Consider the following 24,323-nt stretch of genomic DNA (forward strand, 5'->3'; position numbering starts at 1 on the left):
CAGGGCGCCCCGATGGCCGGCGCCCCGATGGCTCCCCCGCCGGCCGCCCCCGCGCCGCCCTCCGCGTGGCAGCAGGCGATGAACAACGCCTACACCTCGCCGATCCCGGTCAAGAAGACCCACCTGGGCAACGCGCTCGCGTCCGAGTGGACGAAGATCAAGTCGGTCCGCTCGACGATGTGGACCCTCGGCGTCTTCTTCCTCCTGGTCGTCGGCATCGGCCTGCTCGTGGCCGCGAACACGCAGGACCGCGACTTCGCGGACGTGCCGTTCACGATCCCCGCGTTCTTCGGTCTCGTGCTCGGCCAGATCTGCCTGATCACGCTCGGCGTCCTGGTGACGTCGTCCGAGTACGGCACGGGCATGATCCGTACGACGTTCACGGCGTCCCCGCAGCGCTACCGCGTGCTCGCCGCCAAGATCCTTATCTTCTTCGTGATCGCCTTCGTCGTCTCGGCGGGCTCCATCCTCCTGGTGGGCCTGATGACGTCGGGGATGCACAGCGGCCCCGAGGCGGGCGACGTCGACTGGGCGGGCACGGTCCTCAGGGGCGGCCTGTACGTCTCGCTCCTGGGCGTCCTCGCGCTCGCCGCCGGATCGATGCTGCGCCACTCGGCGGGCGCGATCACCGCGATGCTCGGCGTGGTCCTGGTGCCCGCGATCCTGCCCGTGTTCCTGATGATCTCCGAGGGCACGCGTCCGCTCGGCGAGAAGATGATGGACTACAACGCCATCAACTCGCTCGCGAAGATCTTCGAGATGGACGGCACGGGCGGCGGCACCTCGCAGCTGCTCCTGCTCGTCGGCGTGACGGCGGTCGCGATCATCGGCGCCTTCGCCCTCCTGGAGAAGCGCGACGTCTAGCCTTCCTCCGCCGTCAGTACCTCGGCGCGTTCCGGGACCGCTGCACCCGCGTGGTGCGGCGGTCCTTCGCGTTCCAGCAGGCCTTGTGCCAGTGTCTGCGCTCGTCCACGCCCGAGTGCTCCGGCCAGGCCACCACGTGGGCGACGCCGGAGGGGATCTCCTGGTCGCAGCCGGGGCAGCGGTAGGTCTTGCCCGCCGCGCTCGCGCCGGCGACGTGGCGCAGGCTCCACTGCTCGCCCCGCCAGCTCTCGGTGGACTGGAAGCCGCCGTAGCGGCCCGCCGGTTCCCCGTCCGTGCGCGGACCGTCTTCTCCGACGCCCTTCGGGCGGTTGCGACGCGGGGACACGGGACACCTCACGGGATGTACGGGGGCCAGGGGTGTTACCAGCCTACGCGGCCTACGCAGGGGCAGGGGTACTTCACCAACCCCCACAGATCCCCCCTGCATTTCGCAGAAAATCCGTCAATCTTCATGCCAAGCCGTGCCTTTGGCACGTGTCATGCGTTGTTGCCCGTAGGGGGAGTGCCTGCGTCGGCGCCAAGGAGGCAGGAGTGCGATGCGTGTAGGTAGTTTTGTTCTGGCCGCCCAGTTCCCCGGACAGGGGCAGGGAGAGGCGCTGCACCGTGCGGTGCGGTCCGCCGAGGTGGCCGAGGAGGCGGGCCTGGACTCGGTCTGGCTCGCCGAGCACCACTTCGTGCCGTACGGCACGTGTCCGTCCGCCGTGACCCTCGCGGCGCTCCTTCTGGGGCGCACCCGGCACATCCGCGTCGGGACCGCCGTGAGCGTCCTGCCGACCGTTCATCCGGTCGCCCTGGGCGAGCAGGCGGCGCTGCTGCACCTGACGTCCGGGGGCCGCTTCTCGCTGGGCGTGGGGCGCGGCGGGCCCTGGGTGGATCTGGAGGTCTTCGGGTCCGGACTCGAGGCGTACGAGAAGGGCTTCCCGGAATCCCTCGATCTGCTGCTGCGGTGGCTGAACGAGCCCAGGGTCGCGAGCGACGCGGGCCGCTTCTCCTTCCGCGAGGTCGCCGTGGTGCCACGGCCGCAGGAGGCGCTGAGCGGCTCGGGCGCGGGCAGCGAGGAGACGGCGGGCACCCCGGAGGTGATCGTCGCCTGCACCTCGCCCGCGAGCGTGCGGCTCGCGGCGGACCGCGGTCTGCCGATGCTGCTCGGCATGCACGTCGGCGACGAAGAGAAGGCCGAAATGGTGGCGTTGTGGCGCAGGCACGCGCGCGCCGCGGGGCGTACGCCGGAGGAAGTCCACAGGGCCCCGCACGTGTCCGCCGGGGTCGCCCAGATCGCGGACCGGCGCCTGGACGCGGCGGAGGCGCTGCAGAAGGCGATGCCGGGATGGCTCAAGCAGGGGCTCGACGCTCACGTCACGGTCGACGGCCGCGCACGGGCGATGCGGGACCCGCTCGCGTACACCGAACTGCTCTGCGGACTGCATCCGGTGGGCACCCCGCAGCTGTGCGCGGACCGGATCGCGGCGACCTCGGAGCGCACGGGGATCACCCGCTTCGCGCTGCTCGTCGAGGGCTCGGGCGATCTGGCGACCACGGAGGAGAACGTCCGAAGGCTGGGGGCCGAAGTGCTGCCCCAGCTCGGCTGAGCCGCTGGGGCGGGGAGCTGCCGCTCCGGTACTAGAACACCTCCCGCGTACGGAGCGGCAGCAGAAAGCGTCAGCAGTCCCGCAGTTCGGGCGACTGGTTGAGCAGCTGGCCCCGGATCGACGTGAACCGGGCGAGCCTGTCGTCCACTGATGCATCCAGTGGGAACACCGCCACACGGTGGCAGTTCTGGAATGCGAGACGCACTCCGAAGTGGCGCTGCAGAGCGCCGCGGATCGCGTCACTCGCGAGCGCCCGCAGGAGCTGGCCGCGCGCCTGCTCGGTGGGTGGCGGCGTCTGGTTGTCGGCGAACTCGCCGCCGTCAACCTTCAGCTGGGCCACCAGGGAGCTGATCATCTCCCATGCGTAAGGCAGGGAGGTCCGGACGCAGTCGACGAATTCCGCTTCATCGACCTCGCCTCGCTCGGCCTGTTCCAACAGCGCCGGTGAGACGTCGAGCGACATGGGTTCTCCTCTCGCACCCCCGGGGAGCGGGGGCTTCCGGACAGGGCAGGAGCTCGCACACGCAGTGTGCACGCACGGCGACCTCCTGCTTATACGGTAAGCATCGGATCCGCGCTGCACCAGGAGATTGGGAACATAACCGGCCAGGATCGAACAGGTCCATCGCCGGAGGAATCGCGCGGACCACCTGGGGTCGAGTAGCGTTGCGCCCCATGCGTCTCGTCATTGCCCGATGCTCCGTGGATTACGCGGGCAGGCTCACAGCCCATCTCCCGTCGGCCCCCCGCCTGATCCTTGTGAAGGCGGACGGCAGTGTCTCGATCCACGCCGACGACCGGGCCTACAAACCCCTCAACTGGATGTCCCCGCCCTGCACCTTGAAGGAGGGGGCGGGCGACGACGCGGGTGTCTGGACCGTCGTGAACAAGGCGGGCGAGAAACTCATCATCACGATGGAAGAGATCCTGCACGATTCCTCGCACGAACTGGGCGTCGATCCCGGCCTCATCAAGGACGGCGTGGAAGCACACCTTCAGGAGTTGCTCGCCGACCGGATCGAGACGCTCGGAGAGGGCTACTCACTGATCCGGCGCGAGTACATGACGGCGATCGGCCCGGTGGACATCCTCTGCCGCGACGCCGACGGGCAGACGGTCGCCGTCGAGATCAAGCGGCGCGGCGAGATCGACGGTGTCGAGCAACTCACCCGTTATCTGGAGCTGTTGAACCGCGACCCGCACCTGGCACCCGTCAAGGGCATCTTCGCCGCCCAGGAGATCAAGCCGCAGGCCCGCGTGCTCGCCACGGACCGCGGCATCGGCTGCGCCGTCCTGGACTACAACGCGATGCGCGGCATCGAGGACGACAAGCTGCGGCTGTTCTAGGAACTGCTCTTCCAGGAATTCTCGTACGCGCGTGCGCGAGTGAGGGCCGGGTCCCGTGGACCCGGCCCTCACTGCGTCGCGTGCGTCAGATCGTCGACGCCGGGCCGGAGGCGCTGTCGCTCGTCACCGGGCTGCTCGCGGAACGGCTCGCCGAGTCCGACGTGTCCGGGGACGACGGCGGGTCCGGCGTCGGGTCCGTGCTCGGCGGCGGGGTCGTCGGCGGCGGGGTGGTCGGCGGCTTCGTCGTGGGCGGCTTGGTCGTGGGCGGCTTCGTGGTCGGCGGCTTCGTCGTCGGCGGTTTGGTCGTCGGCGGCTTCGTGGTCGGCTTGTCCGAGGTGTCGTCGGACGGCTTCCCGCTGTCGCTCGGCTTGTCCGACGGCTCCCCGCTCTCGCTCGGCGTGCCGTCGTCGGCGGTGCCGGGGACGTTGTCCGGGCCGTCGCTGTCCGGGCGGCTCGTCGAGCCCTTCGCCGGCTTGTCGGCGGTCAGGCCGTCGTCGTCCTGGTCCTCGCTCGCCGACTGCTCCGTCTTGACCTTGTCCGGCGGGTTGTCGTTGTTGTCGGACGTCGCGCCGAGGGTCACCACGGTGCCGAGCACGGCGGCCAGGAGGGCTCCCGCGCCGGCCGCCACCAGGTTGCGCCGGGTGCCGTTGACGATGGAGCGGCGGGTCGGTGCCGGGCCGCCCGCGCCCGCCGATGGCGAGGCGTTGCGGGTGACCAGGGTCTCGGGCTCCGGGGGCGGTACGGGCAGCGCGAACGCCGCCGGGACGCCGCCGGGGGGCGATGCCGACTCCTCGTGGCGCGCGTCGGGCATTTCTTCGCCCGCCGCCGGGCTCGCGCCGGACAGTACGCCGCCCGAGCGGTCGGAGACCAGGGCGAGGGCCCTGCGGCCCGCGATCATGCCCCGCTTGTCGGCGAGCGCGCCGCGCAGGCCGATGGAGGCCTCCAGCTCGACGCGGGCCCGGTCGAGCTGTCCGCCGCAGAGGGCGAGGATGCCGAGCTCGTGGTGGAAGTACGCCTCTTCGGCGACCTCTCCCGCGGTCCGTGCCGCCTCCTGGCCCGACCGCAGGGCACGCTCCCAGGCGCCCCAGTCGAGCCCTCCGGCGAAGGCGGGCGCGACGGTGCGGGCGAGCAGCACGGCGGCGCTCTCCTCACCGGCGACGGACGCCCCCGAGGCGGACTGCCCCGCGACCAGGACGCCGAGCGTCGCCAGCACCGCGTCCGCCTCGGCCACGACCCGATCGGGACCGACCGAGGGGTGCCCCGCCCACCAGGCGTAGTGCTGGGCGGCGCTCTGGGCACGCTCCGCGGTGTCGTCCGCGTACCCGGACGCCTCAAGTTGCGTACGCACCCCGGCGGCGAGCCGGTAGTGCGAGCCGACCGCCGTGACGAGCGCGGTGGAGACCAGCTCGGCGAGGGCCGCGTCCGCGTGGGTGTCCCCCACGAGGGCGGGCAGATGCGCCTGGTGCGGCAGCTCGCCGCCGAGCGCGACGGCGAACCGCAGCGTGGCGCGCGCCGACGGGCTCAGCCGGGAGGCGAGCAGCACCGCGGGCGCCGCTCCGTCCGCGAGCGAGGGCAGCGGGACGTCGTGGCCCTCGGCGCCGAAGGGCGCGTCGACCGGGGCGTCGGTGAAGTAGCCGTACTCGTCGAAGGCGTTCGGGTCGGCGCGCAGCTGGTCGCGCTGGCGCAGCAGGGCGCCCGCCTGGACGAAGCGCAGGGGCAGCCCCTCCGACTCGAACCACAGGTCGCCCGCCCAGCTCGCCTCGTCGTCCGTGAGGACCCGGCCGACGGCGCGCTCCAGGAGTTCGAGGCCGCCGCTGCGGCCGAGGCCGCCGAGGAAGACCTCTTCGAGGTGCGAGTCGGGCGAGGGCGCCGTGACGTCGGGCGTCGCGGAGATCAGGAAGGCGCACTCGGGCGTGGCGTCGAGCAGCTCTTCCAGGGCGGCCGCGCCGAACTCCAGGTCGTCCAGGACGACGACCGCGCCGATCTCGTGGACGAGTTCGAGCAGCAGGGCGCGGTCGGGGCGGTGCAGCGGTGCGTTGTAGACCGCGCCGAAGAGGTCCTGGAGCAGGTCGGCGTGCGTCTTGTGGTACCCGGAGAGCCGGATGACTCCGTCGGGGGCGAGGTCCGCGCAGTCCTCGGCGACGGCGTTCAGGAGCGCCGTGCGCCCCGAGCCCGCGGGGCCGGTGAGCCGGACCGAGCGCCCGCGTGCGAGCAGCCGCACGAGCCGCTCGCGGTCCTCCTGGCGCTCGATGAGCGGCGTCCGGGGCAGTACGGGTCCTGGCGGCACGGGCGGTGCGGCGGCGCGGCGGATCTCGGCCCGCTCGGCGGCGGTGCGCTTGACCGGCCGTGCGGGCCGCTCGCCCGGCGGGCAGGCTTCGATCTCGCTGCCGTCGACGGGGTTCACGGTGAGCAGGAAGTCGCCCGACACGAGCTGGACGGTGCGGGCGAGTGCGGGCGCCGGCTGCCCGAAGTCGGGTGTCAGAGGATCGCGCGGTGGTCGCACGGGGCGCGCCGAATCGTCGTCGTTCATACCGTCATGGCCATACTCTTCCGGTCCCCGGTTCATCGGGTCCATGGTCAAAGCCCCCCAGATGCGTCGCGTGCACAGCCCCCTCCGGCCTTGTGCACACTGCGCTGTCGCTTCTGGTCCGGTGCCCCCGCTCGGGCGTCTGTCGTCATGACGGTGGGCGACCGAACCCTAGACCTTTGCTCAGTATCTACGAACGGGCGGGGTACCGCCCCGTCCGAGACGTCACAGTCTCGTGAGGATTGTGCGCGAGACGCGTTTCACTTGTGGATCGTCGTGGATCACACGCGGGGAAGCGATTCCACCCCGATGCCGCCTTCGATGGCGAGGATCCTGTGCAGCCGGGTGGCCACGAGCAGGCGCTGCATCTGGGGCGGCACACTGCGCAGCACGAGCCGGCGTCCGCACCGTCCCGCGCGTCGGTGGGCGCCCATGATGACGCCGAGTCCCGTGGCGTCCCACGAGTCGAGTTCGGACAGGTCGAGCACCAGGTCACCGGCTCCGTCGTCGACGGCCGAGTGCAGGACCGTTCGGGCGTCCGCCGCGCTGCGTACGTCGAGGCGTCCCCCGACGACCAGCTGGGCCTGGTCGCCCCTGATGTGCATATGCGCTCCCCGAGAGTGCTGAGTTTCCTGTGACGTCTGTTCCGTAAGGCGTCTGCGTATGTCACTGCAACTGACTGCCGCATGGGCAAGGAAGTTGCCGTCTGTAAGCGAACCGATACCGAATTCACTCCGAGGGGTGACCCCGCGAGGGAGGAGGAGACGTCAGTGCTTGTAGAAGCCCTGCCCGCTCTTGCGGCCGATGTCACCGGCGTCAACCATCCGGCGCATCAGCTCGGGCGGTGCGAACTTCTCGTCCTGGGACTCCGTGTAGATGTTGCTCGTGGCGTGCAGCAGGATGTCGACGCCCGTCAGGTCGGCGGTCGCGAGCGGTCCCATGGCGTGCCCGAAGCCCAGCTTGCAGGCGATGTCGATGTCTTCCGCGGTGGCGACGCCCGACTCGTAGAGCTTGGCGGCCTCGACGACGAGCGCCGAGATCAGACGGGTCGTCACGAAGCCCGCGACGTCGCGGTTCACGACGATGCAGGTCTTGCCGACGGACTCGGCGAACTCGCGGGTGCGCTCCAGGGTTTCGTCGCTCGTCTTGTAGCCGCGCACCAGTTCGCACAGCTGCATCATCGGCACCGGCGAGAAGAAGTGCGCGCCCACGACCCGCTCCGGACGGTCCGTCACGGCCGCGATCTTCGTGATCGGGATGGCAGAGGTGTTCGACGCGAGCACGGCGTCCTCGCGCACGATCTTGTCGAGCGCACGGAAGATCTCGTGCTTGACCTCGAGCTTCTCGAAGACGGCCTCGACGACGATGTCCGCGTCGGCGACGGCGTCCATGTCGGTGCTCGTCGTGATGCGCCCGAGCGCCGCCGCGGCGTCATCGGCGGCGAGCTTGCCCTTGCTCACGAACTTGTCGTACGACGCCTTGATCCCGTCGGTACCGCGGGTCAGGGCCTCGTCGGTGACGTCGCGCAGAACGACGTCCCAGCCCGCCTGGGCGGAGACCTGTGCGATGCCGGACCCCATGAGTCCGGCTCCGATGACGGCGAGCTTCCGTGCCACTGTTCCGACTCCCCTACCGCTTATCACGCCTGGCTTACACGCTGTTTACGTTTGCCCTTCCGGCGGACATTAGCGGTCGTGAGCGGCCCAGTGGCCATGAAGTAATGCGCGTCACGTCTCAGATGACGGACATCACACTGGTACGCCTCATTCGGCGTCGCGCACCGCGTAGTTGAGGACCTTTTGGCCGAGGAGGTCCTCCATCTCGTCGAGCAGGACGAGGGCGTCGCGGGACACTTCGGCGGCTTTGCGGCACTTCGCCATCTCGTCGCCGATCCACGCCATGAGCGTGCTGTGGAGCCACGAGAGCTGACCCGCGATCAGTCCGGGCATGGGGTCGCCATCGGCGGCCTGCACCTCGTCCGCGAGGGTCTTGGTGAGGTGGCCGAGCGCCTGCTGCTGGATCTCCCAGAGCCGGGAGCGCAGGGGGTGGGCGTCGGTGATGACCCTCATGAAGTCGGCCCAGCCGGGAAAGAGCCCGACGTGGGGCGATACGCCCTCCACGTCCGCGCGCAGCTCGCGCAGGACCGCGGCGGCGGCCGACTCCCCCGCGCGACGGCCGCGTACGTATCCGGAGAGCCGGTCGACGACGGCCTCGCCGCGGTCGAGGAAGAGGTCCTCCTTGACCGGGAAGTAGTTGTAGACCGTGTTCACGGAGACGTCGGCGGCTTCCGCGACCTCCGCGACGGTCACCGTGACGAAGCCGTGCTCCAGGAAGAGCCCCGTCGCGATGTCGGAGATCCGCTGCTTGGTCTGCCGCTTCTTGCGCTCCCTGAGTCCTTCAGCCATGGGTCCACCCTACGACCACTGGCTAGGGCAACTGAAAACTTGGGGTGACCATAAAAGTTGGAGTCATTGCAAAATTTAAGGGACTCTGTTTTTGTGGTCGCCATGGCAATCATCAGCACGTCCGGGCTCACCCGGACCTTCCGGACCAAGCGCGGCACCGTCGAGGCCGTGCGCGGCATCGACCTGACCGTCGCCCCCGGCGAGATCCTCGGCTTCCTCGGACCGAACGGCGCGGGCAAGACGACGACGCTGCGCATGCTCACCACGCTCCTTGCGCCCACCGGCGGCGCCGCCACCGTCGCGGGCCGCGACCTGGCCGGCGACCCGGCGGCCGTACGACGCAAGATCGGCTACGTCGCCCAGTCCGGCGGCGTCGACCTCAACATCTCCGTACGCGAGGAGCTGACCACCCAGGGCCGCCTCTACCGCCTGCCGAAGCCCCGGGCGACCTCCCGGGCCGAGGAACTGGCCGCCGACCTGGGCCTCACCGACCTCCTCGACCGCAAGTGCGCGACCCTCTCCGGCGGCCAGCGGCGGCGGCTCGACATCGCCATGGGCCTGATGCACCGGCCCGAGGTGCTCTTCCTCGACGAACCGACCACGGGGCTCGACCCGGGCAGCAGGGCCGACCTGTGGGCGCTGGTGCGGCGGCTGCGCGACGACCACGGCACCACGGTCGTCCTGACCACGCACTACCTCGACGAGGCCGACGCGCTCTGTGACCGCCTCGTCGTCATCGACCAGGGCCTCGTGGTCGCCGAGGGCACACCGAGCGCCCTCAAGCTGCGCTACGGCGGCTCCATCGACGCCTCGCTCCAGGACACCTTCCTGGCCGTCACCGGGCGCGACCTCACCCCCAAGGACACGGCGCCGGTCGCCGTCTGATCCGTCAGTATCCCCAGGCCCCCCAGAACCCCCAGGACCTCACTGATGTCTGCGTTTCTCTCCGACACCGCGCTGATCTTCGGGCGGTACGCCCGGCAGACCCTGCGCTCCAAGTTCCAGATCCTCTTCGGCGTCCTGATGCCGCTGCTCTACCTGCTCTTCTTCGGCCCGCTCCTGACCGACCTGCCGCTCGGCTCGCGCGGTGACTCCTGGCAGGTGCTCGTGCCGGGCCTGCTGCTCCAACTCGGCCTGTTCGGCGCCTCGTACAGCGGATTCGCGATCATCATCGAGAAGCAGTTCGGCGTGGTGGAGCGGATGCGGGTGACGCCGGTCAGCCGGCTCGCGCTGCTGCTGGGGCGGGTGCTGCGCGATGCCGCGCTCTTCGTCTTCCAGGCGGTGCTGCTGGTCCTCGCGGCCGTGGTGATGGGGCTGCGGGCGCCGCTCGCGGGCATCCTCATCGGCTTCGCGTTCGTGGGCGTCCTGACGGTCGTCCTCGCGTCGCTGTCGTACGCGCTCGCGCTGCTCGTCTCCAAGCCGCACGAGTTCGGTCCCGTCATCAACGCGGTCAGCATGCCCTCGATGCTGCTCTCCGGCCTGATGCTGCCGATGGCGCTGGCGCCCGGCTGGCTCGACGTGCTCTCGCACTTCATGCCGTTCCGCTATCTCGTGGACGCGGTGCGGGCCGCCTACGTGGGCCAGTACGCGAGTACGGCGATGCTGTACGGCGTCCTGATGGCCGCCGCGCTCACGCTCGGGTCCGTGACGGTGGGCACACGTGTCTTCCGGAAGGCGGGCGCGTAACTAGGCTGGCCCCATGGTCAATCTGACGCGCATCTACACCAGGACCGGCGACCAGGGCACGACGGCCCTCGGCGACATGAGCAGGACCGCCAAGACCGATCTGCGGATCTCGGCGTACGCCGACACGAACGAGGCCAACGCCGCGATCGGCACGGCCGTCGCGCTCGGTCAGCTCGACGAAGAGGTCGTGAAGGTCCTGGTCCGGGTCCAGAACGACCTCTTCGACGTGGGCGCGGACCTGTCCACGCCGGTCGTGGAGGAGCCCAAGTACCCGCCGCTGCGCGTCGAGCAGTCGTACATCGACAAGCTGGAGGCGGACTGCGACCGCTTCCTCGACGACCTGGAGAAGCTCCGCAGCTTCATCCTGCCGGGAGGCACGCCCGGGGCGGCGCTGCTGCACCAGGCGTGCACGGTCGTGCGGCGGGCCGAGCGGTCCACGTGGGCGGCCTTCGAGGTGCACGGCGCCGGAGGAGAAGGCGGCAGCATGAATCCTCTGACGGCGACCTATCTGAACCGCCTCTCCGACCTCCTGTTCATCCTGGCCCGCACGGCGAACAAGGCGGTCGGCGACGTGCTGTGGGTACCGGGCGGCGAGCGCTAGAGCTTGCTCAGGAAGCGCGGCTTCTCCTCGGCGTCCGGCACCGCCGGCGCCTTCTTGGGGAAGAGCGTGTACGTCCCCGCGATGATCACGTTGATGCCGATCAGCCACAGCATCCTCTGCTGCCACATCCGCAGCGAACCGATGTTCCCGTCGCCGCCGACGTACCAGACGGCGCCCTGCAGCAGCGCCATGGCGATCAGTCCCGCCAGGATCCAGCGGGCGGCGATCTTCCACTCGTGGACGGCGCGGGCCGTGCCGTACTTGGGGGTGGACGGCGGCGGGCCGCCCGCGAAGCGGTGGGCGACGCGGACGTCCACCCACTTGACCGTGTAGTGGCCGAGCGCGACGGAGTAGCCGATGTAGACCGCGGCCAGGCCGTGCTTCCAGTCCGGCTCCGCGCCGTTCTTCAGGTCGATGGCGGTGACGACGAAGAGGACGATCTCCAGGATGGGCTCGCACAGCAGCACCGCGACACTCGCGCGCGGCATCTTCGCCGCGTAGCGCAGGGCCAGGCCGCCGGCCAGCAGCACCCAGAAGCCGACCTCGCAGATGATGATCAGTGTGACGATCACGGTTCGCTCCTCTCGGTCACCTTTCCAGGCTCCCGGCGGCCCGGCCGCGGATCATCGTCACCAGTGACGAAGTGGGACTGCATCCTTCGATGTAGCGCCCGGTTCCTCCCTCAGGATCAGGCATCGCCCCGGCGCGCCGTGTTGGATGGGAGACATGGTTCTGCCCCTCCCCCGCCCGCACCGCGTCGACGTACAGATCTGCGTGGGCAGCCTGCTCGCCGGGCTCGCGTGGTGGGGCCTCGGGCTCCACATGCAGACGGACCGGCCGCTCGGCGGCACGTGGGCGCTGGTCCCGCTCTTCGTCCTCGCCGGTCTGGAGCTGCTGCGCAGGAGCAGGCCGAAGACCGCCCTGGTCGTCGGCACGCTCGCGCTGATCGCCGATCAGTTCACGGCGGGCAATCTGGCCTCGGTCATGGCGTTCACGGACATCATGTACGCGGCCGTGGTGTACGGGACTCCGGCCGCCGCCCGGCGCATCCCGGTCACCACGGGGCTGATCACGGTGGCGGTGACCATCGGCTTCCTGGCCTGGTGGAGGGAGCCGGAGGCGATCCTCATCGGCGTCATCACCGGCCTGGTCTCGTTCGGTCCCGCGACCACCGGCGTGCTCGTGCGCACCCATCGCGAGGCGGCCGTCGCCGCGCGCCTGCGGGCCGAACAGACCGCGCTGCTGGCCGAGATGGACCGGGTGCAGGCCATCACCGCCGAGCGCGCCCGGATGGCCCGCGAGCTGCACGACATGGTCGCCAACCACCTCTCGGCGATCGCCATCCACTCCACGGCCGCGCTCTCCCTCGACGATCCGAAGACCACCCAGGACGCGCTCTCCGTCATCCGCGAGAACAGCGTCGAGGGCCTGGCCGAGATGCGCCGCCTCATCGGGATCCTGCGTGACTCCAGCGACGACAGGGAGCCGACGGCCGCACCCACCCTGGACGGCCTCGGCACCCTGGTCGGCAACGCGCGTACCAATGGTCTGGACGTCACCCTGGAGGACACCCGCGACCCCGAGGGCTCCAAGCTCCCCGCCCCGGTCGAGCTCGCGGCGTACCGCATCATCCAGGAGTCGCTGACCAACGCCCTGAAGCACGCGTCCCCCGGCCTGGTGACGGTGACGCTCACCCAGCGGCGGCACGCCCTCGAAGTCCGCGTGACCAGCCCTTACGGCTCCCCGTCCGGCCCCCGCGCGCCGGGCTCCGGAGCCGGCCTCGTCGGGATGCGGGAGCGCACCGAACTCCTGGGCGGCAGCTTCGATTCGGGCCCCGAGAGCAGCGCGGCCCCCGGCGACGAGAAGGTGTGGAGCGTGTACGCGACCCTGCCCGTCGACCCCTCAGACCTCGATCCCGCAGACGAAGGAGTGACCGAATGATCCGAGTGCTCGTCGCCGAGGACCAGTCCGCCGTACGGGCGGGACTCGTCCTGATCCTGCGCAGCGCGCCCGACATACAGGTGGTCGGCGAGGCGTCGGACGGCGAGGAGGCGGTGGCGCTCGCCCGTGAGCTGCGGCCCGATCTGGTGCTCATGGACATCCAGATGCCGCGCCTCGACGGGGTCTCGGCGACCCGCCAGGTCGTCGCCGAGGGACTCTCGGACGTGCTCGTCCTGACCACCTTCGACCTCGACGAGTACGTGTTCGGGGCGCTGCGCGCGGGCGCCAGCGGGTTCCTCCTGAAGAACACCGAGGCCAAGGACCTCCTGGAGGCGGTCCGTGCCGTCGGCCGCGGCGAGGGTCTGATCGCCCCGGCCGTCACCCGGCGGCTCATCGCCGAGTTCACGGCGCCGAAGACCGTGAAGCCGCAGCGCCGCGAGAACGGACCCGATCCCGCCATCCTGGACACCCTCACCCGGCGTGAGCGCGAGGTGCTCGCGTGCCTCGGTGAGGGTCTTTCGAACGCGGAGATCGCGGGCCGGCTGAACATGGCGGAGGCGACGGTGAAGACCCACGTCAGCCGACTGCTGGCCAAGCTGGAACTGCGCAGCAGGGTCCAAGCCGCGGTGCTCGCACAGGAGTTGGGTGTATAGGGCGCGAGATCGAGGTCCTGACCGTCGCGATCCGGCCAATGGTTCAGACCTCTTGACCGCTGGTCCAGACCTTTCTATTCTCACCGCACTGCGGTGAGCACTCCCCCACGTGTTCCACGTGCTCACGGGCGGCGCAGGGATCCACCCCTATGACCCCCCGGATCTCACCCGAGGAGCACACCTTGCGCACCTTGCGCTTCAGACACAGAGCCGTGGCAGGCCTCACCACCCTGCTGCTCCCGCTCGCCACCCTGGTCGCACTCGGCGCCCCCGCCGAAGCGGCGCCGGAAGCCGCCCCCGCGGCCACCGCCACGTACGCCAAGACCCAGGACTGGGGCAGCGGCTTCGAGGGCAAGTGGACCGTCAAGAACACCGGCACCACCTCCATCAGCTCCTGGAACGTCGAGTGGGACTTCCCCACCGGCACGAAGGTGACCTCCGCCTGGGACGCCACCGTCACCAACTCCGCCAACCACTGGACCGCCAAGAACCTCGGCTGGAACGGGACGCTCGCCCCCGGCGCCTCGGTCTCCTTCGGGTTCAACGGCTCGGGCCCCGGCTCCCCCTCCAACTGCAAGCTGAACGGCGCAAGTTGTGACGGCGGCAGTGTCCCCGGCGACAACCCGCCGTCGGCGCCCGGCACCCCCAGCGCCTCCGACATCACCAACACCTCGGTGAAGCTCTCCTGGAGCGCGGCCACCGACGACAAGGGCGTCAAGAACTACGACGTCCTGCGCGACGGCTCCAAGGTCGCCACGGTGACCGGCACCTCGTACGCCGACAGCGGCCTGACCGCGGGCACCGACTACTCGTACACGGTCCAGGCCCGCGACACCGCGGACCAGACCGGAGCGGCCTCCGGCGCCGTCAAGGTGCACACCACGGGCGGCACCGACCCTGGTCCGGGCCCCGGTGACAAGGTCAAGCTCGGCTACTTCGCGCAGTGGGGCGTCTACGGCCGCAACTACCACGTGAAGAACATCGACACCTCGGCCTCCGCCTCCAAGATCACGCACATCAACTACGCGTTCGGCAACGTCCAGGGCGGCAAGTGCACCATCGGCGACGCCTACGCCGACTACGACAAGGCGTACACCGCCGACCAGTCCGTCGACGGCAAGGCCGACACCTGGGACCAGCCCCTGCGCGGCAACTTCAACCAGCTGCGCAAGCTCAAGGCCAAGCACCCGAACCTGAAGGTCCTCTGGTCCTTCGGCGGCTGGACCTGGTCCGGCGGCTTCACCGACGCGATGAAGAACCCGGCCGCCTTCGCCAAGTCCTGCCACGACCTGGTGGAGGACCCGCGCTGGGCCGATGTCTTCGACGGCATCGACCTGGACTGGGAGTACCCCAACGCCTGCGGCCTGACCTGTGACACCAGCGGCGCCGCATCGATGAAGAACATGATGCAGGCGTTCCGCACCGAGTTCGGCAAGGACGCCCTGGTCACCGCCGCGATCACCGCCGACGGCTCCAGCGGCGGCAAGATCGACGCGGCCGACTACGGCGGCGCGTCGCAGTACGCCGACTGGTACAACGTGATGACGTACGACTTCTTCGGCGCCTGGGCGGCCAAGGGCCCGACGGCCCCGCACTCCCCGCTCACGTCGTACGCCGGCATCCCGCAGGACGGCTTCAACTCCGCCGACGCGATCACCAAGCTGAAGGCGAAGGGCGTCCCCGCCGCCAAGCTCCTGCTCGGCATCGGCTTCTACGGCCGCGGCTGGACGGGCGTGACGCAGAAGGAACCGGGCGGCACGGCTACGGGCGCGGCGCCCGGCACGTACGAGGCGGGCATCGAGGACTACAAGGTCCTCAAGAACTCCTGCCCCTCCAACGGCACGATCGCCGGTACGGCCTACGCGCACTGCGGGACCAACTGGTGGTCGTACGACACCCCGGCGACGGTCAAGAGCAAGATGGCCTGGTCGAAGCAGCAGGGCCTGGGAGGCGCGTTCTTCTGGGAGTTCAGTGGAGACACCGCGAACGGTGAGTTGGTGTCTGCCATCAATGACGGTCTGAAGTAGCCCGTCCCGCATGGACGAAGCCGGGAAGACAAGTTCGCCCCTTGTCTTCCCGGCTTCTCATGTTTCTCTTCGTCCGCGGGCCGTACGGGGCTCAGGCCACGTTCACCCGTTGGCCGGGAGGCGCCGCCTCCAGCCATGCCAGGAAACCTGTGAGCGCGTCCTCGCCCATCGCCAGCTCAAGGCGGACGCCCCGGTGCTGACAGCCGAGCACGATCGCGTCGGAGAGCAGCGCGAGCTCCTCCTCGCCGTCCGGAGCGCGGCGGTCGACGACCTCGATGGACGAGCGTTCGAGGACCCGGCGCGGGCGGGGCGCGTACGAGAAGACCCGGTACCACTCGATCCGGTCGCCGTTGTAGCGGGCGACCCCGTACCCCCAGCCCTTGCCGGAGGTGTCGCCCTTCTCCGGGGCGTCCCAGCGCAGGCTGCAGTCGAACGTACCGCCGGACCGCTGGATGAGCCGGCGCCGCAGTCCGAAGACGAAGAGCCCCACCAATACCAGCGCGACCAATACGAGTCCGCACACGAGCAGAGTGAGGATCATCGGCACCGACCTCCTCGCCTCTTCGTAACGGACCAACAGAATTGCACCCGCATCGCCTCAGCCGCGACCCGGTCCGGATTGCTCCGGACCTGGCCGCGGCTGAGTCACGTCAACACCGACACGCTGGTTTCAGCGTGACGACACCGCCCGCAGTCGGACGTCCGCACGGCGCTCGGCGGAGGCGTCGGCCTCCGACTTCGCGCGCTCGAGCGCCCGCTCCGCACGCTGGACATCGATCTCGTCCGACAGCTCGACGATCTCGGCAAGCAGTGACAGCTTGTTGTCCGCGAAGGAGACGAATCCTCCGTGGACGGCGGCGACGACCGTGTTGCCGTCGCTCGTACGAATGGTCACCGGGCCCGACTCCAGCACACCGAGAAGCGGCTGGTGACCGGGCATGACGCCGATGTCGCCGGACGTGGTGCGCGCGACGACCAGGGTGGCCTCGCCGGACCAGACGCTACGGTCCGCGGCGACCAGCTCGACATGCAGCTCAGCAGCCAAGGGTGGCTCCTCGGGTCACCACCCGGCGGCTTCGCCGGGTGTTGGGTCAAATTCTAGTGGGCGTATCGGGAGGGGCGGGACTCGCCCACCCCTCCCGTGAGTCATGGACTCAGGAGACGCCGAGCTCCTTGGCCTTCGCCTTCAGGTCCTCGATGCCACCGCACATGAAGAACGCCTGCTCGGGGAAGTGGTCGTAGTCGCCGTCGATGATCGCGTTGAACGCGGTGATCGACTCGTCCAGCGGCACGTCCGAACCGTCCAGGCCGGTGAACTGCTTGGCGGCGTGGGTGTTCTGCGACAGGAAGCGCTCGACGCGACGGGCGCGCTGAACGACCAGCTTGTCCTCTTCGCTGAGCTCGTCGATGCCGAGAATCGCGATGATGTCCTGGAGGTCCTTGTACTTCTGCAGGGTGCCCTTGACACGCATGGCGGTGTCGTAGTGGTCCTGCGCGATGTAACGCGGGTCCAGGATGCGGGACGTCGAGTCCAGCGGGTCGACCGCCGGGTAGATGCCCTTCTCCGAGATCGGACGCGACAGCACGGTCGTCGCGTCGAGGTGCGCGAAGGTCGTGGCCGGGGCCGGGTCGGTGAGGTCGTCCGCGGGGACGTAGATCGCCTGCATCGAGGTGATCGAGTGACCACGCGTCGAGGTGATGCGCTCCTGGAGGAGGCCCATCTCGTCGGCGAGGTTCGGCTGGTAGCCCACCGCGGAGGGCATACGGCCGAGCAGCGTCGAGACCTCGGAACCGGCCTGCGTGAAGCGGAAGATGTTGTCGATGAAGAACAGCACGTCCTGCTTCTGCACATCGCGGAAGTACTCCGCCATGGTCAGACCGGCGAGGGCGACCCGCAGACGCGTGCCCGGCGGCTCGTCCATCTGGCCGAAGACCAGGGCGGTCTTGTCCAGAACGCCCGACTCTTCCATCTCGTCGATGAGGTCGTTGCCCTCACGGGTGCGCTCGCCGACACCGGCGAACACGGAAACGCCCTCGTGCAGCTTGGCCACACGCATGATCATTTCCTGGATGAGGACCGTCTTGCCGACGCCCGCTCCACCGAACAGACCGATCTTTCCACCCTTGACGTACGGGGTGAGAAGGTCGACGACCTTCAGGCCGGTCTCGAACATCTCGGTCTTGGACTCGAGCTGGTCGAAGGCCGGGGCCTTGCGGTGGATCGGCCAGCGCTCGGTGACCTGAGCCTCCGCCTCCGGCTCGTTCAGGATCGCACCGAGGGTGTTGAACACCTTGCCCTTGGTGATGTCACCGACGGGGACGGTGATGCCCGAGCCCGTGTCGGTCACCGCGGCCTGGCGGACCAGACCGTCGGTGGGCTGCATCGAGATGGCGCGGATGATGCCGTCGCCGAGGTGCTGTGCGACCTCGAGCGTCAGCGTCTTCTTCTCGCCGTCCTTGGCCGGGTCGGCCACCTCGACGTGCAGCGCGTTGTAGATCTCCGGCATCGCGTCGACGGGGAACTCCACGTCGACGACCGGGCCGATCACCCGGGCGACGCGGCCCGTGGCAACGGCCGTATCAACAGTGGTCGTCATTACTTGTCACTCCCCGCAGAAGCGTCGGCCAGGGCACTGGAGCCACCGACGATCTCGCTGATTTCCTGGGTGATTTCGGCCTGGCGGGCCGCGTTGGCAGAACGGGTGAGAGCGTTGATCAGGTCACCCGCGTTGTCGGTCGCCGACTTCATCGCGCGGCGCGTGGCGGCGTGCTTGGAAGCAGCCGACTGGAGCAGCGCGTTGTAGATACGGCTCTCGACGTAGCGCGGCAGCAGGGCGTCAAGGACGTCCTCCGCCGACGGCTCGAAGTCGTACAGCGGACGGGCCTCGTCACTCGGGCCCGCCTCCTGCGCGACCTTCTCGAGGCTCAGCGGGAGCAGCCGGTCACCGGATGCTTCCTGCGTCATCATCGAGATGAACTCGGTGTAGACGATGTGGAGTTCATCCACGCCGCCCTCGGCCGTGTCCGTCTCGATGGCCTCGATCAGGGGTGCTGCGATGGTCTTGGCGTCCGCGTAGGAAGGGGCGTCGGTGAAGCCCGTCCACTGCCCGGCGATCTTCCGCTCACGGAAGTTGTAGTGCGCGATGCCACGGCGGCCGACGATGTACGTGTCGACCTCCTTGCCCTCGTCCTGCAACTTCTTGGTGAGCTTCTCCGCGGCCTTGATGGCGTTGGAGTTGAAGGCGCCGGCCAGGCCGCGGTCGCTCGAGAGGAGCAGAACAGCGGCCCGGGTCGGAGCGTCGGCCTCGGTGGTCAGCGGGTGCTTGTCATTGGCACCCGTGGCCACCGCGGTGACGGCGCGCGTGAGCTCGGTCGCGTACGGAGTGGAGGCGGTCACCTTGCGCTGTGCCTTGACGACACGCGAGGCGGCGATCATCTCCATCGCCTTGGTGATCTTCTTGGTCGCGGTGACGGATTTGATGCGACGCTTGTAGACCCGGAGCTGGGCTCCCATGAGTCAGGTCCCTTCCGTCGTCACTTGGACGCGTCGACGGCAGCCGGAGCGTCCTCGCCGAGCAGCTTGCCGTCCGAGGTCTCGAACTGCTTCTTGAACTCGGCGACGGCGTCGGCGATGGCCGTGATCGTGTCGTCGGTCATCTTGCCGCCCTCCTTGATGGAGGTCATCAGGCCCTGCTCCTTGCGGTGCAGGTAGTCGAGCAGCTCGCGCTCGAAGCGCCGGATGTCGGCGACCGGTACCTCGTCCATGCGGCCGGTGGTGCCGGCCCAGATGGAGATGACCTGGTCCTCGGTGGCCATCGGCTGGTACTGAGCCTGCTTGAGCAGCTCGACCATGCGCGAACCGCGCTCGAGGGAGGCCTTCGACGCGGCATCCAGGTCGGAACCGAAGGCGGCGAACGCCTCGAGCTCACGGAACTGGGCGAGGTCCACGCGGAGACGACCGGACACCTGGCGGATCGCCTTGTGCTGGGCGGAACCACCGACACGGGAGACCGAGATACCGACGTTCAGGGCCGGACGCTGACCGGCGTTGAACAGGTCGGACTCAAGGAAGCACTGGCCGTCGGTGATGGAGATGACGTTGGTCGGGATGAACGCCGACACGTCGTTCGCCTTGGTCTCGACGATCGGGAGACCCGTCATCGAGCCCTTGCCCATCTCGTCCGAGAGCTTCGCGCAGCGCTCGAGCAGACGCGAGTGCAGGTAGAAGACGTCACCCGGGTAGGCCTCGCGCCCCGGCGGGCGGCGGAGCAGCAGGGACACGGCGCGGTAGGCGTCGGCCTGCTTCGAGAGGTCGTCGAAGATGATGAGGACGTGCTTGCCCTCGTACATCCACTGCTGGCCGATGGCCGAACCGGTGTAGGGCGCCAGGTACTTGAAGCCCGCCGGGTCGGACGCCGGGGCGGCGACGATGGTCGTGTACTCGAGCGCGCCGGCCTCTTCGAGGGCACCGCGCACGGAGGCGATGGTGGAACCCTTCTGACCGACGGCGACGTAGATGCAGCGCACCTGCTTGTTCACGTCGCCCGAGCGCCAGTTGTCGCGCTGGTTGATGATCGTGTCGACGGCCAGGGCGGTCTTGCCCGTCTGGCGGTCGCCGATGATCAGCTGACGCTGGCCACGGCCGATCGGGGTCATCGCGTCGACGGCCTTGTAGCCGGTCTCCATCGGCTCGTGGACCGACTTGCGGTCCATGACCGTGGGGGCCTGCAGCTCGAGGGCGCGGCGGCCGGACGTCTCGATCTCGCCGAGGCCGTCGATCGGGGCGCCGAGCGGGTCGACGACGCGGCCGAGGTAGCCCTCGCCCACCGCGACGGACAGGACCTCGCCGGTACGGGTGACCGGCTGGCCCTCCTCGATGCCGCTGAACTCGCCGAGTACGACGGCGCCGATCTCGCGCTCCTCAAGGTTGAGGGCGAGACCGAGGGTGCCGTCCTCGAACTTCAGCAGCTCGTTGGCCATGGCCGAGGGGAGGCCCTCGACCTTCGCGATACCGTCACCGGCAACGGTGACCGAACCGACCTCCTCGCGCGAGGCCGCGTCCGGCTTGTACGCCTGGACAAAGTTCTCCAGTGCGTCCCGGATCTCCTCCGGCCGGATCGTGAGCTCCGCCATCTGGGTTCCCTGCTCTCCTTGTTGGGCCCGAAGTTTCACTTTGGGGGTCTGGGGACTCCCCCCAAGTAAGAGGTGAATCCTCTGCACGGCCCAACTAGGGCCGTAATTACAACGTTCTGCGTTACTGCTAGCTCGCCATGCGGCGGTGCGCTTCCTCGAGCCGGTCCGCGATGCTGCCGTTGATGATCTCGTCGCCGACCTGCACCGTGATCCCGCCGAGGACCTCGGGGTCCACGTCGAGGTTCAGGTGCATCTGGCGGCCGTAGACCTTCGCGAGCACGGCACCGAGGCGCTGCTTCTGCTGGTCCGAAAGCGGAACAGCGGAAGTGACGACGGCGACCATCCGGTCCCGGCGGTCCGCGGCCAGCTTGGACAGGGACTCGAGTCCCGATTCCAGGCTACGTCCACGGGGCGCGGTCACAAGGCGCTCGACGAGCCGCTCCGTCACCTCGTTGGCACGGCCACCGAGCAGGCTGCGCAGCAGCTCACTCTTGGCCCCGCCGGAGGCGGCGCGGTCGGTCAGCGCGGACCGGAGCCCGGTGTTCGAGGCGACGATCCGGCCGAACCGGAACAGCTCGTCCTCGACGTCGTCCAGCGCGCCGGACTTCTGCGCACCGGTCAGCTCGGCGAGGTTGGTGAGCTCCTCCAGGGCGTCCACCAGGTCACGCGACTGCGACCAGCGCGAGCGGACCAGGCCGGCCACCAGGTCGGCGGTCTCGCCGCCCACCTGCCCACCGAGCAGCCGCCCGGCGAGCTCGGCCTTGGCCTCGCCCGGCTGCGACGGGTCGGTAAGGACCCGGCGCAGCGAGACCTCGCGGTTGAACAGCGCGGTGACCGAGGCCAGCTCGTCCGCGAGCTGCTTGGCGTCGACCGACGTGTTGTCGGTCAGCGCGTCAAGACGCTCGCGCGCGGCGGCCAGGGCCTCGCGGCTAGCACCGTGAGCTGTCATCGAGCAGCCTCGGCCTTCTCCTCGAGCTCGTCGAGGAAACGGTCGATGGTGCGGCTCTGCCGTGCGGAGTCCTCGAGGGACTCACCGACGAGCTTGCCGGCCAGGTCGGTGGCCAGCTGGCCCACGTCCTGACGCAGCGACTGCGCGGCGGCCTTGCGGTCGGCGGCGAGCTGCGTGTGACCGGCGGCGACGATCTCCTCACGCTGCCGCTGGCCTTCGGCGCGCATCTCAGCGATGAGCGTGGCGCCCTGCTCCTGCGCCTCCTGGCGCAGACGCGCGGCCTCGTGCCGTGCCTCGGCGAGCTGAGCCTTGTACTGCTCAAGCACGCTCTGGGCCTCGGTCTGAGCGGCCTCGGCCTTCTCGATACCGCCTTCGATCGACTCGCGGCGCTCTTCCAGAACCTTGTTGATGTTCGGGAGGAGCTTCTTCCAGAAGAAGAAGAAGACGATGGCGAAGGCCAGTGCGCCGACGAGCAGCTCGGGGCCGGGCGGGATCAGCGGGTTCTGCTTCTCCTCGGCCGCCAGCTGCACCAGGTTGGCGATCACATCAGTGCCTTTCGTCGAAGTGTCGGTAAGCAGTAATTACTGACCGAACACGAACGGCATAACGATGCCGATAAGGGCAAGCGCCTCACAGAAGGCGAAGCCCAGGATCTGGTTGGAACGGATCAGGCCGGCAGCTTCGGGCTGACGGGCCAGGGCCTCGGTGCCCTTACCGAAAACGATGCCGACACCGATGCCGGGGCCGATCGCGGCGAGGCCGTAGCCGATGGAACCGAGGGAGCCGGTGACGCCTGCGGCGAGTTCGAGGGTCGCGGACATGCCGTTACTTCCTTCTCTTTCATGGACCGGTGGGGGTTGGCCACCGGGCGATCTGAGGGGCTTGGGAGCCGGGCCTCACTCAGTGGTGCTCGGCGATGGCGCCCTGAATGTAGGTGGCGGAGAGGAGCACGAAGACGTACGCCTGAACCGCCTGGACGAAAAGCTCGAAGAGGATCATGGCGATCGTCATCACGAAGGAGACGCCGGCCGCCGGGATCATGAAGCTGTTCAGCAGGTACCAGGAGGCGACGGTGAACATCACCAGCATCAGGTGACCCGCGAACATGTTCGCGAAGAGTCGCACCGAGTGCGTGAACGGGCGGACCAGCAGGTTCGAGAAGAACTCGATGAACGATACGAGCCACTTGATCGGGCCGAGCGAGTTGTCGTAGCCCGTGATGTTCTTCCAGCCGCCGACGAAGCCGTGGCGCTTGAACGTGAGGGGCACCCAGATCAGGTAGACGATCGCCGCGAGAACGACCGGGTACGCGAAGATCGACGAGACCGGGAACTGGGTCAGCGGGATCACGGACCAGATGTTCATGATCCAGATGAAGAAGAACATCGAGACCATCAGGGGGACGTACTTCTCGCCCTCCTTCTTGCCCATCGTCTCGTAGACGATGCCGCGGCGTACGAAGTCGTAGCCGGCCTCACCGATCATCTGCAGCTTGCCCGGGACGACCTTGGCCTTGCCGAACGCCAGATAGAAGAAGCTGACCACGACGAGGGTCGTCAGCAGGGCGAGCAGCATGACCTTGTTGAACTCGAACCCGCCGACGGTGGCAATCGGCTTGAAGAGGAACGAGTGCAGGCCAGGAGCCGGGAAGCCACAGCCGTTGTCGGACATGATCCGACAGCTCCAGTCAAAGGCGAGCTCAGTTTGGTCAGCACTCACCGCGGGCTCCTTCGGCGTGACGCATAGGTACGGCAACCTCGTTGTCGTGTCGGCGCGGCGCGCAGCCGCGATTCGGCACCAGACTGGTGTTTCGGATGTGGGCGCGGCGTTCAGGCATCGAGCCTCGCGATCGTGCAGGCGTCAGCTCAGATGCCCGCGCCAGCAGTGCCGCAGTTGGCACCGGACGATAGCAGCATCTCGAACGCGCATTTATCCCGGCCCTACCGTTCACTGCGACGACCCCGACTTCTCGGGCTTGTCGTGGTTTTCGGGCTGGGGATCAACGTAAAGGATCTTGGCCTTCATGTGCGCACGCGCCTGTGACGCCATCCATGCGACGGTCGCCACGACAAGGCCCACGGCGAACGCCTTGGGGTTGAACAGCGTGGTGTCCTTGAAAAGGGCCACGAAGACGAGAAGCAGCAGGAGTTGGAGGACGTAGAGCAGCAGTCCCATCATCTGGAACAGATGCGGGAGCGCCTTCGCCGTCCGCTGCAGCGCGAACATCCCGAGCCCCATGAATGCGATGACCACCAGAGTGCCGACGACAGCACCGAGTGCCCCCTTGCCACCCGCGACCACACCACTGACGACGGCGACGATCGCGCCGACGGCAGCAGTAGGTACAGCAGAATGAAGGAGAGTTCGGGTGTCTTGAGACGGCATGGCGGCAGCTCCGCTTACTGATGGGGGCAAGTGTCGTCATGGACGAGCGTAGTCCGGGGTCGAGGGTGTACCTCGGGCCAATGGACCGTCGCACTACGGTCCTTCGGCTCTATCCCCTGGTTTCGTGAACGGTATCACAAACTATTTGATGAGGTCTTTACCTGCTAGGTGTGCTCGCTGTCACACATGAGAGTT

General features: G+C 68.8%; 26 protein-coding genes. 9 read left to right on the forward strand and 17 right to left on the reverse strand.

Translation table 11 applies throughout. The features are described from left to right. The first annotated feature begins 27 nt into the window (after positions 1-27). Positions 28-864 carry an ABC transporter permease gene (locus ACFUPX_RS23920; RefSeq protein ID WP_383326160.1) on the forward strand — a complete coding sequence of 279 codons (837 nt, stop codon included), beginning with the start codon at positions 28-30 and terminating at the stop codon, positions 862-864. Positions 865-877: 13 nt separating this feature from the next. Here ACFUPX_RS23920 and ACFUPX_RS23925 read toward each other — a convergent pair whose 3' ends face one another. Beyond that, entirely contained in the window at positions 878-1,210 is a 333-nt protein-coding gene (locus tag ACFUPX_RS23925) for an ATP/GTP-binding protein (protein ID WP_383326079.1), read from the reverse strand. A gap of 211 nt (positions 1,211-1,421) precedes the next feature. Here ACFUPX_RS23925 and ACFUPX_RS23930 point away from each other — a divergent pair, with 211 nt between their 5' ends. Beyond that, complete coding sequence (locus ACFUPX_RS23930; RefSeq protein WP_383326082.1) at positions 1,422-2,474, forward strand: LLM class flavin-dependent oxidoreductase; 1,053 nt, start codon at positions 1,422-1,424, stop codon at positions 2,472-2,474. 70 nt (positions 2,475-2,544) lie between these two features. Here ACFUPX_RS23930 and ACFUPX_RS23935 read toward each other — a convergent pair whose 3' ends face one another. Continuing rightward, on the reverse strand, positions 2,545-2,937 hold the full coding sequence (locus ACFUPX_RS23935; protein ID WP_361833650.1) for an SCO5389 family protein: 393 nt from the start codon (positions 2,935-2,937) through the stop codon (positions 2,545-2,547). Between the two features lie 212 nt (positions 2,938-3,149). Between ACFUPX_RS23935 and nucS the strand changes: the two genes are divergently transcribed. Then, complete coding sequence (gene nucS / locus ACFUPX_RS23940; protein WP_383326086.1) at positions 3,150-3,821, forward strand: endonuclease NucS; 672 nt, start codon at positions 3,150-3,152, stop codon at positions 3,819-3,821. A gap of 85 nt (positions 3,822-3,906) precedes the next feature. On the opposite strand, the gene ACFUPX_RS23945 is transcribed toward nucS, so the two are convergent. The 4 genes from ACFUPX_RS23945 to ACFUPX_RS23960 all read right to left on the reverse strand — a co-directional run bounded on the left by ACFUPX_RS23945 (position 3,907) and on the right by ACFUPX_RS23960 (position 8,753). Beyond that, positions 3,907-6,396, reverse strand: coding sequence for an ATP-binding protein (locus tag ACFUPX_RS23945; RefSeq protein WP_383326089.1), 2,490 nt, complete (start codon positions 6,394-6,396; stop codon positions 3,907-3,909). Positions 6,397-6,629: 233 nt separating this feature from the next. Next, positions 6,630-6,953 carry an STAS domain-containing protein gene (locus ACFUPX_RS23950; RefSeq protein WP_160507247.1) on the reverse strand — a complete coding sequence of 108 codons (324 nt, stop codon included), beginning with the start codon at positions 6,951-6,953 and terminating at the stop codon, positions 6,630-6,632. A gap of 162 nt (positions 6,954-7,115) precedes the next feature. After that, a complete protein-coding gene (locus tag ACFUPX_RS23955) occupies positions 7,116-7,964 on the reverse strand; it encodes a 3-hydroxyacyl-CoA dehydrogenase family protein (RefSeq protein WP_383326092.1) in 849 nt (282 codons plus the stop codon). A gap of 147 nt (positions 7,965-8,111) precedes the next feature. Continuing rightward, positions 8,112-8,753, reverse strand: coding sequence for a TetR/AcrR family transcriptional regulator (locus ACFUPX_RS23960; protein WP_383326095.1), 642 nt, complete (start codon positions 8,751-8,753; stop codon positions 8,112-8,114). Positions 8,754-8,855: 102 nt separating this feature from the next. On the opposite strand from ACFUPX_RS23960, the gene ACFUPX_RS23965 reads away from it, so the two are divergent. Genes ACFUPX_RS23965 through ACFUPX_RS23975 form a run of 3 tightly spaced genes read left to right on the forward strand, consistent with a single transcriptional unit; the run spans position 8,856 to position 11,040 of the window. After that, positions 8,856-9,638: an ABC transporter ATP-binding protein gene (locus tag ACFUPX_RS23965; RefSeq protein WP_383326098.1), complete on the forward strand. Its 783-nt coding sequence runs from the start codon at positions 8,856-8,858 to the stop codon at positions 9,636-9,638. A gap of 45 nt (positions 9,639-9,683) precedes the next feature. Further along, the gene (locus ACFUPX_RS23970; RefSeq protein ID WP_383326101.1) at positions 9,684-10,439 is read left to right on the forward strand and encodes an ABC transporter permease; all 756 of its coding nucleotides are present in this window, start codon (positions 9,684-9,686) and stop codon (positions 10,437-10,439) included. Positions 10,440-10,452: 13 nt separating this feature from the next. Next, positions 10,453-11,040, forward strand: a complete 588-nt coding sequence (locus ACFUPX_RS23975; protein ID WP_383326104.1) for a cob(I)yrinic acid a,c-diamide adenosyltransferase — start codon at positions 10,453-10,455, stop codon at positions 11,038-11,040. On the opposite strand, the gene ACFUPX_RS23980 is transcribed toward ACFUPX_RS23975, so the two are convergent. After that, on the reverse strand, positions 11,037-11,612 hold the full coding sequence (locus ACFUPX_RS23980) for a hypothetical protein (RefSeq protein ID WP_383326107.1): 576 nt from the start codon (positions 11,610-11,612) through the stop codon (positions 11,037-11,039). The two genes, ACFUPX_RS23975 and ACFUPX_RS23980, sit on opposite strands and share 4 nt — an antisense overlap. Before the next feature lie 154 nt (positions 11,613-11,766). On the opposite strand from ACFUPX_RS23980, the gene ACFUPX_RS23985 reads away from it, so the two are divergent. The 3 genes from ACFUPX_RS23985 to ACFUPX_RS23995 all read left to right on the forward strand — a co-directional run bounded on the left by ACFUPX_RS23985 (position 11,767) and on the right by ACFUPX_RS23995 (position 15,661). Further along, positions 11,767-12,981, forward strand: coding sequence for a sensor histidine kinase (locus ACFUPX_RS23985; protein ID WP_383326110.1), 1,215 nt, complete (start codon positions 11,767-11,769; stop codon positions 12,979-12,981). Next, a complete protein-coding gene (locus tag ACFUPX_RS23990) occupies positions 12,978-13,634 on the forward strand; it encodes a response regulator (RefSeq protein WP_383326113.1) in 657 nt (218 codons plus the stop codon). The genes ACFUPX_RS23985 and ACFUPX_RS23990 overlap by 4 nt, the downstream gene beginning before the upstream one ends. A 191-nt stretch (positions 13,635-13,825) precedes the next feature. Continuing rightward, the gene (locus ACFUPX_RS23995; protein ID WP_383326163.1) at positions 13,826-15,661 is read left to right on the forward strand and encodes a glycosyl hydrolase family 18 protein; all 1,836 of its coding nucleotides are present in this window, start codon (positions 13,826-13,828) and stop codon (positions 15,659-15,661) included. Positions 15,662-15,752: 91 nt separating this feature from the next. Here ACFUPX_RS23995 and ACFUPX_RS24000 read toward each other — a convergent pair whose 3' ends face one another. The 10 genes from ACFUPX_RS24000 to ACFUPX_RS24045 all read right to left on the reverse strand — a co-directional run bounded on the left by ACFUPX_RS24000 (position 15,753) and on the right by ACFUPX_RS24045 (position 24,128). Further along, the gene (locus ACFUPX_RS24000; RefSeq protein WP_383326116.1) at positions 15,753-16,202 is read right to left on the reverse strand and encodes a DUF2550 domain-containing protein; all 450 of its coding nucleotides are present in this window, start codon (positions 16,200-16,202) and stop codon (positions 15,753-15,755) included. Positions 16,203-16,331: 129 nt separating this feature from the next. After that, a complete protein-coding gene (locus tag ACFUPX_RS24005) occupies positions 16,332-16,706 on the reverse strand; it encodes a F0F1 ATP synthase subunit epsilon (protein ID WP_361049993.1) in 375 nt (124 codons plus the stop codon). A gap of 109 nt (positions 16,707-16,815) precedes the next feature. Beyond that, positions 16,816-18,258, reverse strand: a complete 1,443-nt coding sequence (gene atpD, locus ACFUPX_RS24010) for a F0F1 ATP synthase subunit beta (protein WP_383326120.1) — start codon at positions 18,256-18,258, stop codon at positions 16,816-16,818. Further along, a complete protein-coding gene (locus tag ACFUPX_RS24015) occupies positions 18,258-19,175 on the reverse strand; it encodes a F0F1 ATP synthase subunit gamma (RefSeq protein ID WP_383326123.1) in 918 nt (305 codons plus the stop codon). The genes atpD and ACFUPX_RS24015 overlap by 1 nt, the downstream gene beginning before the upstream one ends. A 20-nt stretch (positions 19,176-19,195) precedes the next feature. Then, the gene (atpA, locus tag ACFUPX_RS24020; RefSeq protein ID WP_383326126.1) at positions 19,196-20,794 is read right to left on the reverse strand and encodes a F0F1 ATP synthase subunit alpha; all 1,599 of its coding nucleotides are present in this window, start codon (positions 20,792-20,794) and stop codon (positions 19,196-19,198) included. A gap of 127 nt (positions 20,795-20,921) precedes the next feature. Beyond that, positions 20,922-21,743, reverse strand: coding sequence for a F0F1 ATP synthase subunit delta (locus ACFUPX_RS24025; protein WP_383326129.1), 822 nt, complete (start codon positions 21,741-21,743; stop codon positions 20,922-20,924). Further along, a complete protein-coding gene (locus ACFUPX_RS24030) occupies positions 21,740-22,288 on the reverse strand; it encodes a F0F1 ATP synthase subunit B (protein ID WP_249587739.1) in 549 nt (182 codons plus the stop codon). The genes ACFUPX_RS24025 and ACFUPX_RS24030 overlap by 4 nt, the downstream gene beginning before the upstream one ends. 36 nt (positions 22,289-22,324) lie before the next feature. Continuing rightward, a complete protein-coding gene (gene atpE / locus ACFUPX_RS24035; RefSeq protein WP_249587740.1) occupies positions 22,325-22,564 on the reverse strand; it encodes an ATP synthase F0 subunit C in 240 nt (79 codons plus the stop codon). 79 nt (positions 22,565-22,643) lie between these two features. Then, positions 22,644-23,414, reverse strand: a complete 771-nt coding sequence (gene atpB / locus ACFUPX_RS24040) for a F0F1 ATP synthase subunit A (protein WP_361181423.1) — start codon at positions 23,412-23,414, stop codon at positions 22,644-22,646. 276 nt (positions 23,415-23,690) lie between these two features. Continuing rightward, the gene (locus ACFUPX_RS24045) at positions 23,691-24,128 is read right to left on the reverse strand and encodes a hypothetical protein (protein ID WP_383326133.1); all 438 of its coding nucleotides are present in this window, start codon (positions 24,126-24,128) and stop codon (positions 23,691-23,693) included. Between the last annotated feature and the right edge of the window lie 195 nt (positions 24,129-24,323).

The organism is Streptomyces sp. NPDC057302 (assembly GCF_042667685.1).
In the GTDB taxonomy this organism is placed as follows: domain Bacteria; phylum Actinomycetota; class Actinomycetes; order Streptomycetales; family Streptomycetaceae; genus Streptomyces.

Coding starts and splice junctions, on each gene's coding strand:
- ACFUPX_RS23920 (WP_383326160.1), top strand. CDS start 28: ATGGCTCCCCCGCCGGCCGCCCCCGCGCCGCCCTCCGCGTGGCAGCAG.
- ACFUPX_RS23930 (WP_383326082.1), top strand. CDS start 1,422: ATGCGTGTAGGTAGTTTTGTTCTGGCCGCCCAGTTCCCCGGACAGGGG.
- ACFUPX_RS23935 (WP_361833650.1), bottom strand. CDS start 2,937: ATGTCGCTCGACGTCTCACCGGCGCTGTTGGAACAGGCCGAGCGAGGC.
- nucS (WP_383326086.1), top strand. CDS start 3,150: ATGCGTCTCGTCATTGCCCGATGCTCCGTGGATTACGCGGGCAGGCTC.
- ACFUPX_RS23945 (WP_383326089.1), bottom strand. CDS start 6,396: ATGGACCCGATGAACCGGGGACCGGAAGAGTATGGCCATGACGGTATG.
- ACFUPX_RS23950 (WP_160507247.1), bottom strand. CDS start 6,953: ATGCACATCAGGGGCGACCAGGCCCAGCTGGTCGTCGGGGGACGCCTC.
- ACFUPX_RS23960 (WP_383326095.1), bottom strand. CDS start 8,753: ATGGCTGAAGGACTCAGGGAGCGCAAGAAGCGGCAGACCAAGCAGCGG.
- ACFUPX_RS23965 (WP_383326098.1), top strand. CDS start 8,856: ATGGCAATCATCAGCACGTCCGGGCTCACCCGGACCTTCCGGACCAAG.
- ACFUPX_RS23970 (WP_383326101.1), top strand. CDS start 9,684: ATGTCTGCGTTTCTCTCCGACACCGCGCTGATCTTCGGGCGGTACGCC.
- ACFUPX_RS23975 (WP_383326104.1), top strand. CDS start 10,453: ATGGTCAATCTGACGCGCATCTACACCAGGACCGGCGACCAGGGCACG.
- ACFUPX_RS23985 (WP_383326110.1), top strand. CDS start 11,767: ATGGTTCTGCCCCTCCCCCGCCCGCACCGCGTCGACGTACAGATCTGC.
- ACFUPX_RS23990 (WP_383326113.1), top strand. CDS start 12,978: ATGATCCGAGTGCTCGTCGCCGAGGACCAGTCCGCCGTACGGGCGGGA.
- ACFUPX_RS24000 (WP_383326116.1), bottom strand. CDS start 16,202: ATGATCCTCACTCTGCTCGTGTGCGGACTCGTATTGGTCGCGCTGGTA.
- atpD (WP_383326120.1), bottom strand. CDS start 18,258: ATGACGACCACTGTTGATACGGCCGTTGCCACGGGCCGCGTCGCCCGG.
- ACFUPX_RS24015 (WP_383326123.1), bottom strand. CDS start 19,175: ATGGGAGCCCAGCTCCGGGTCTACAAGCGTCGCATCAAATCCGTCACC.
- atpA (WP_383326126.1), bottom strand. CDS start 20,794: ATGGCGGAGCTCACGATCCGGCCGGAGGAGATCCGGGACGCACTGGAG.
- ACFUPX_RS24025 (WP_383326129.1), bottom strand. CDS start 21,743: ATGACAGCTCACGGTGCTAGCCGCGAGGCCCTGGCCGCCGCGCGCGAG.
- atpE (WP_249587740.1), bottom strand. CDS start 22,564: ATGTCCGCGACCCTCGAACTCGCCGCAGGCGTCACCGGCTCCCTCGGT.
- atpB (WP_361181423.1), bottom strand. CDS start 23,414: ATGTCCGACAACGGCTGTGGCTTCCCGGCTCCTGGCCTGCACTCGTTC.
- ACFUPX_RS24045 (WP_383326133.1), bottom strand. CDS start 24,128: ATGCCGTCTCAAGACACCCGAACTCTCCTTCATTCTGCTGTACCTACT.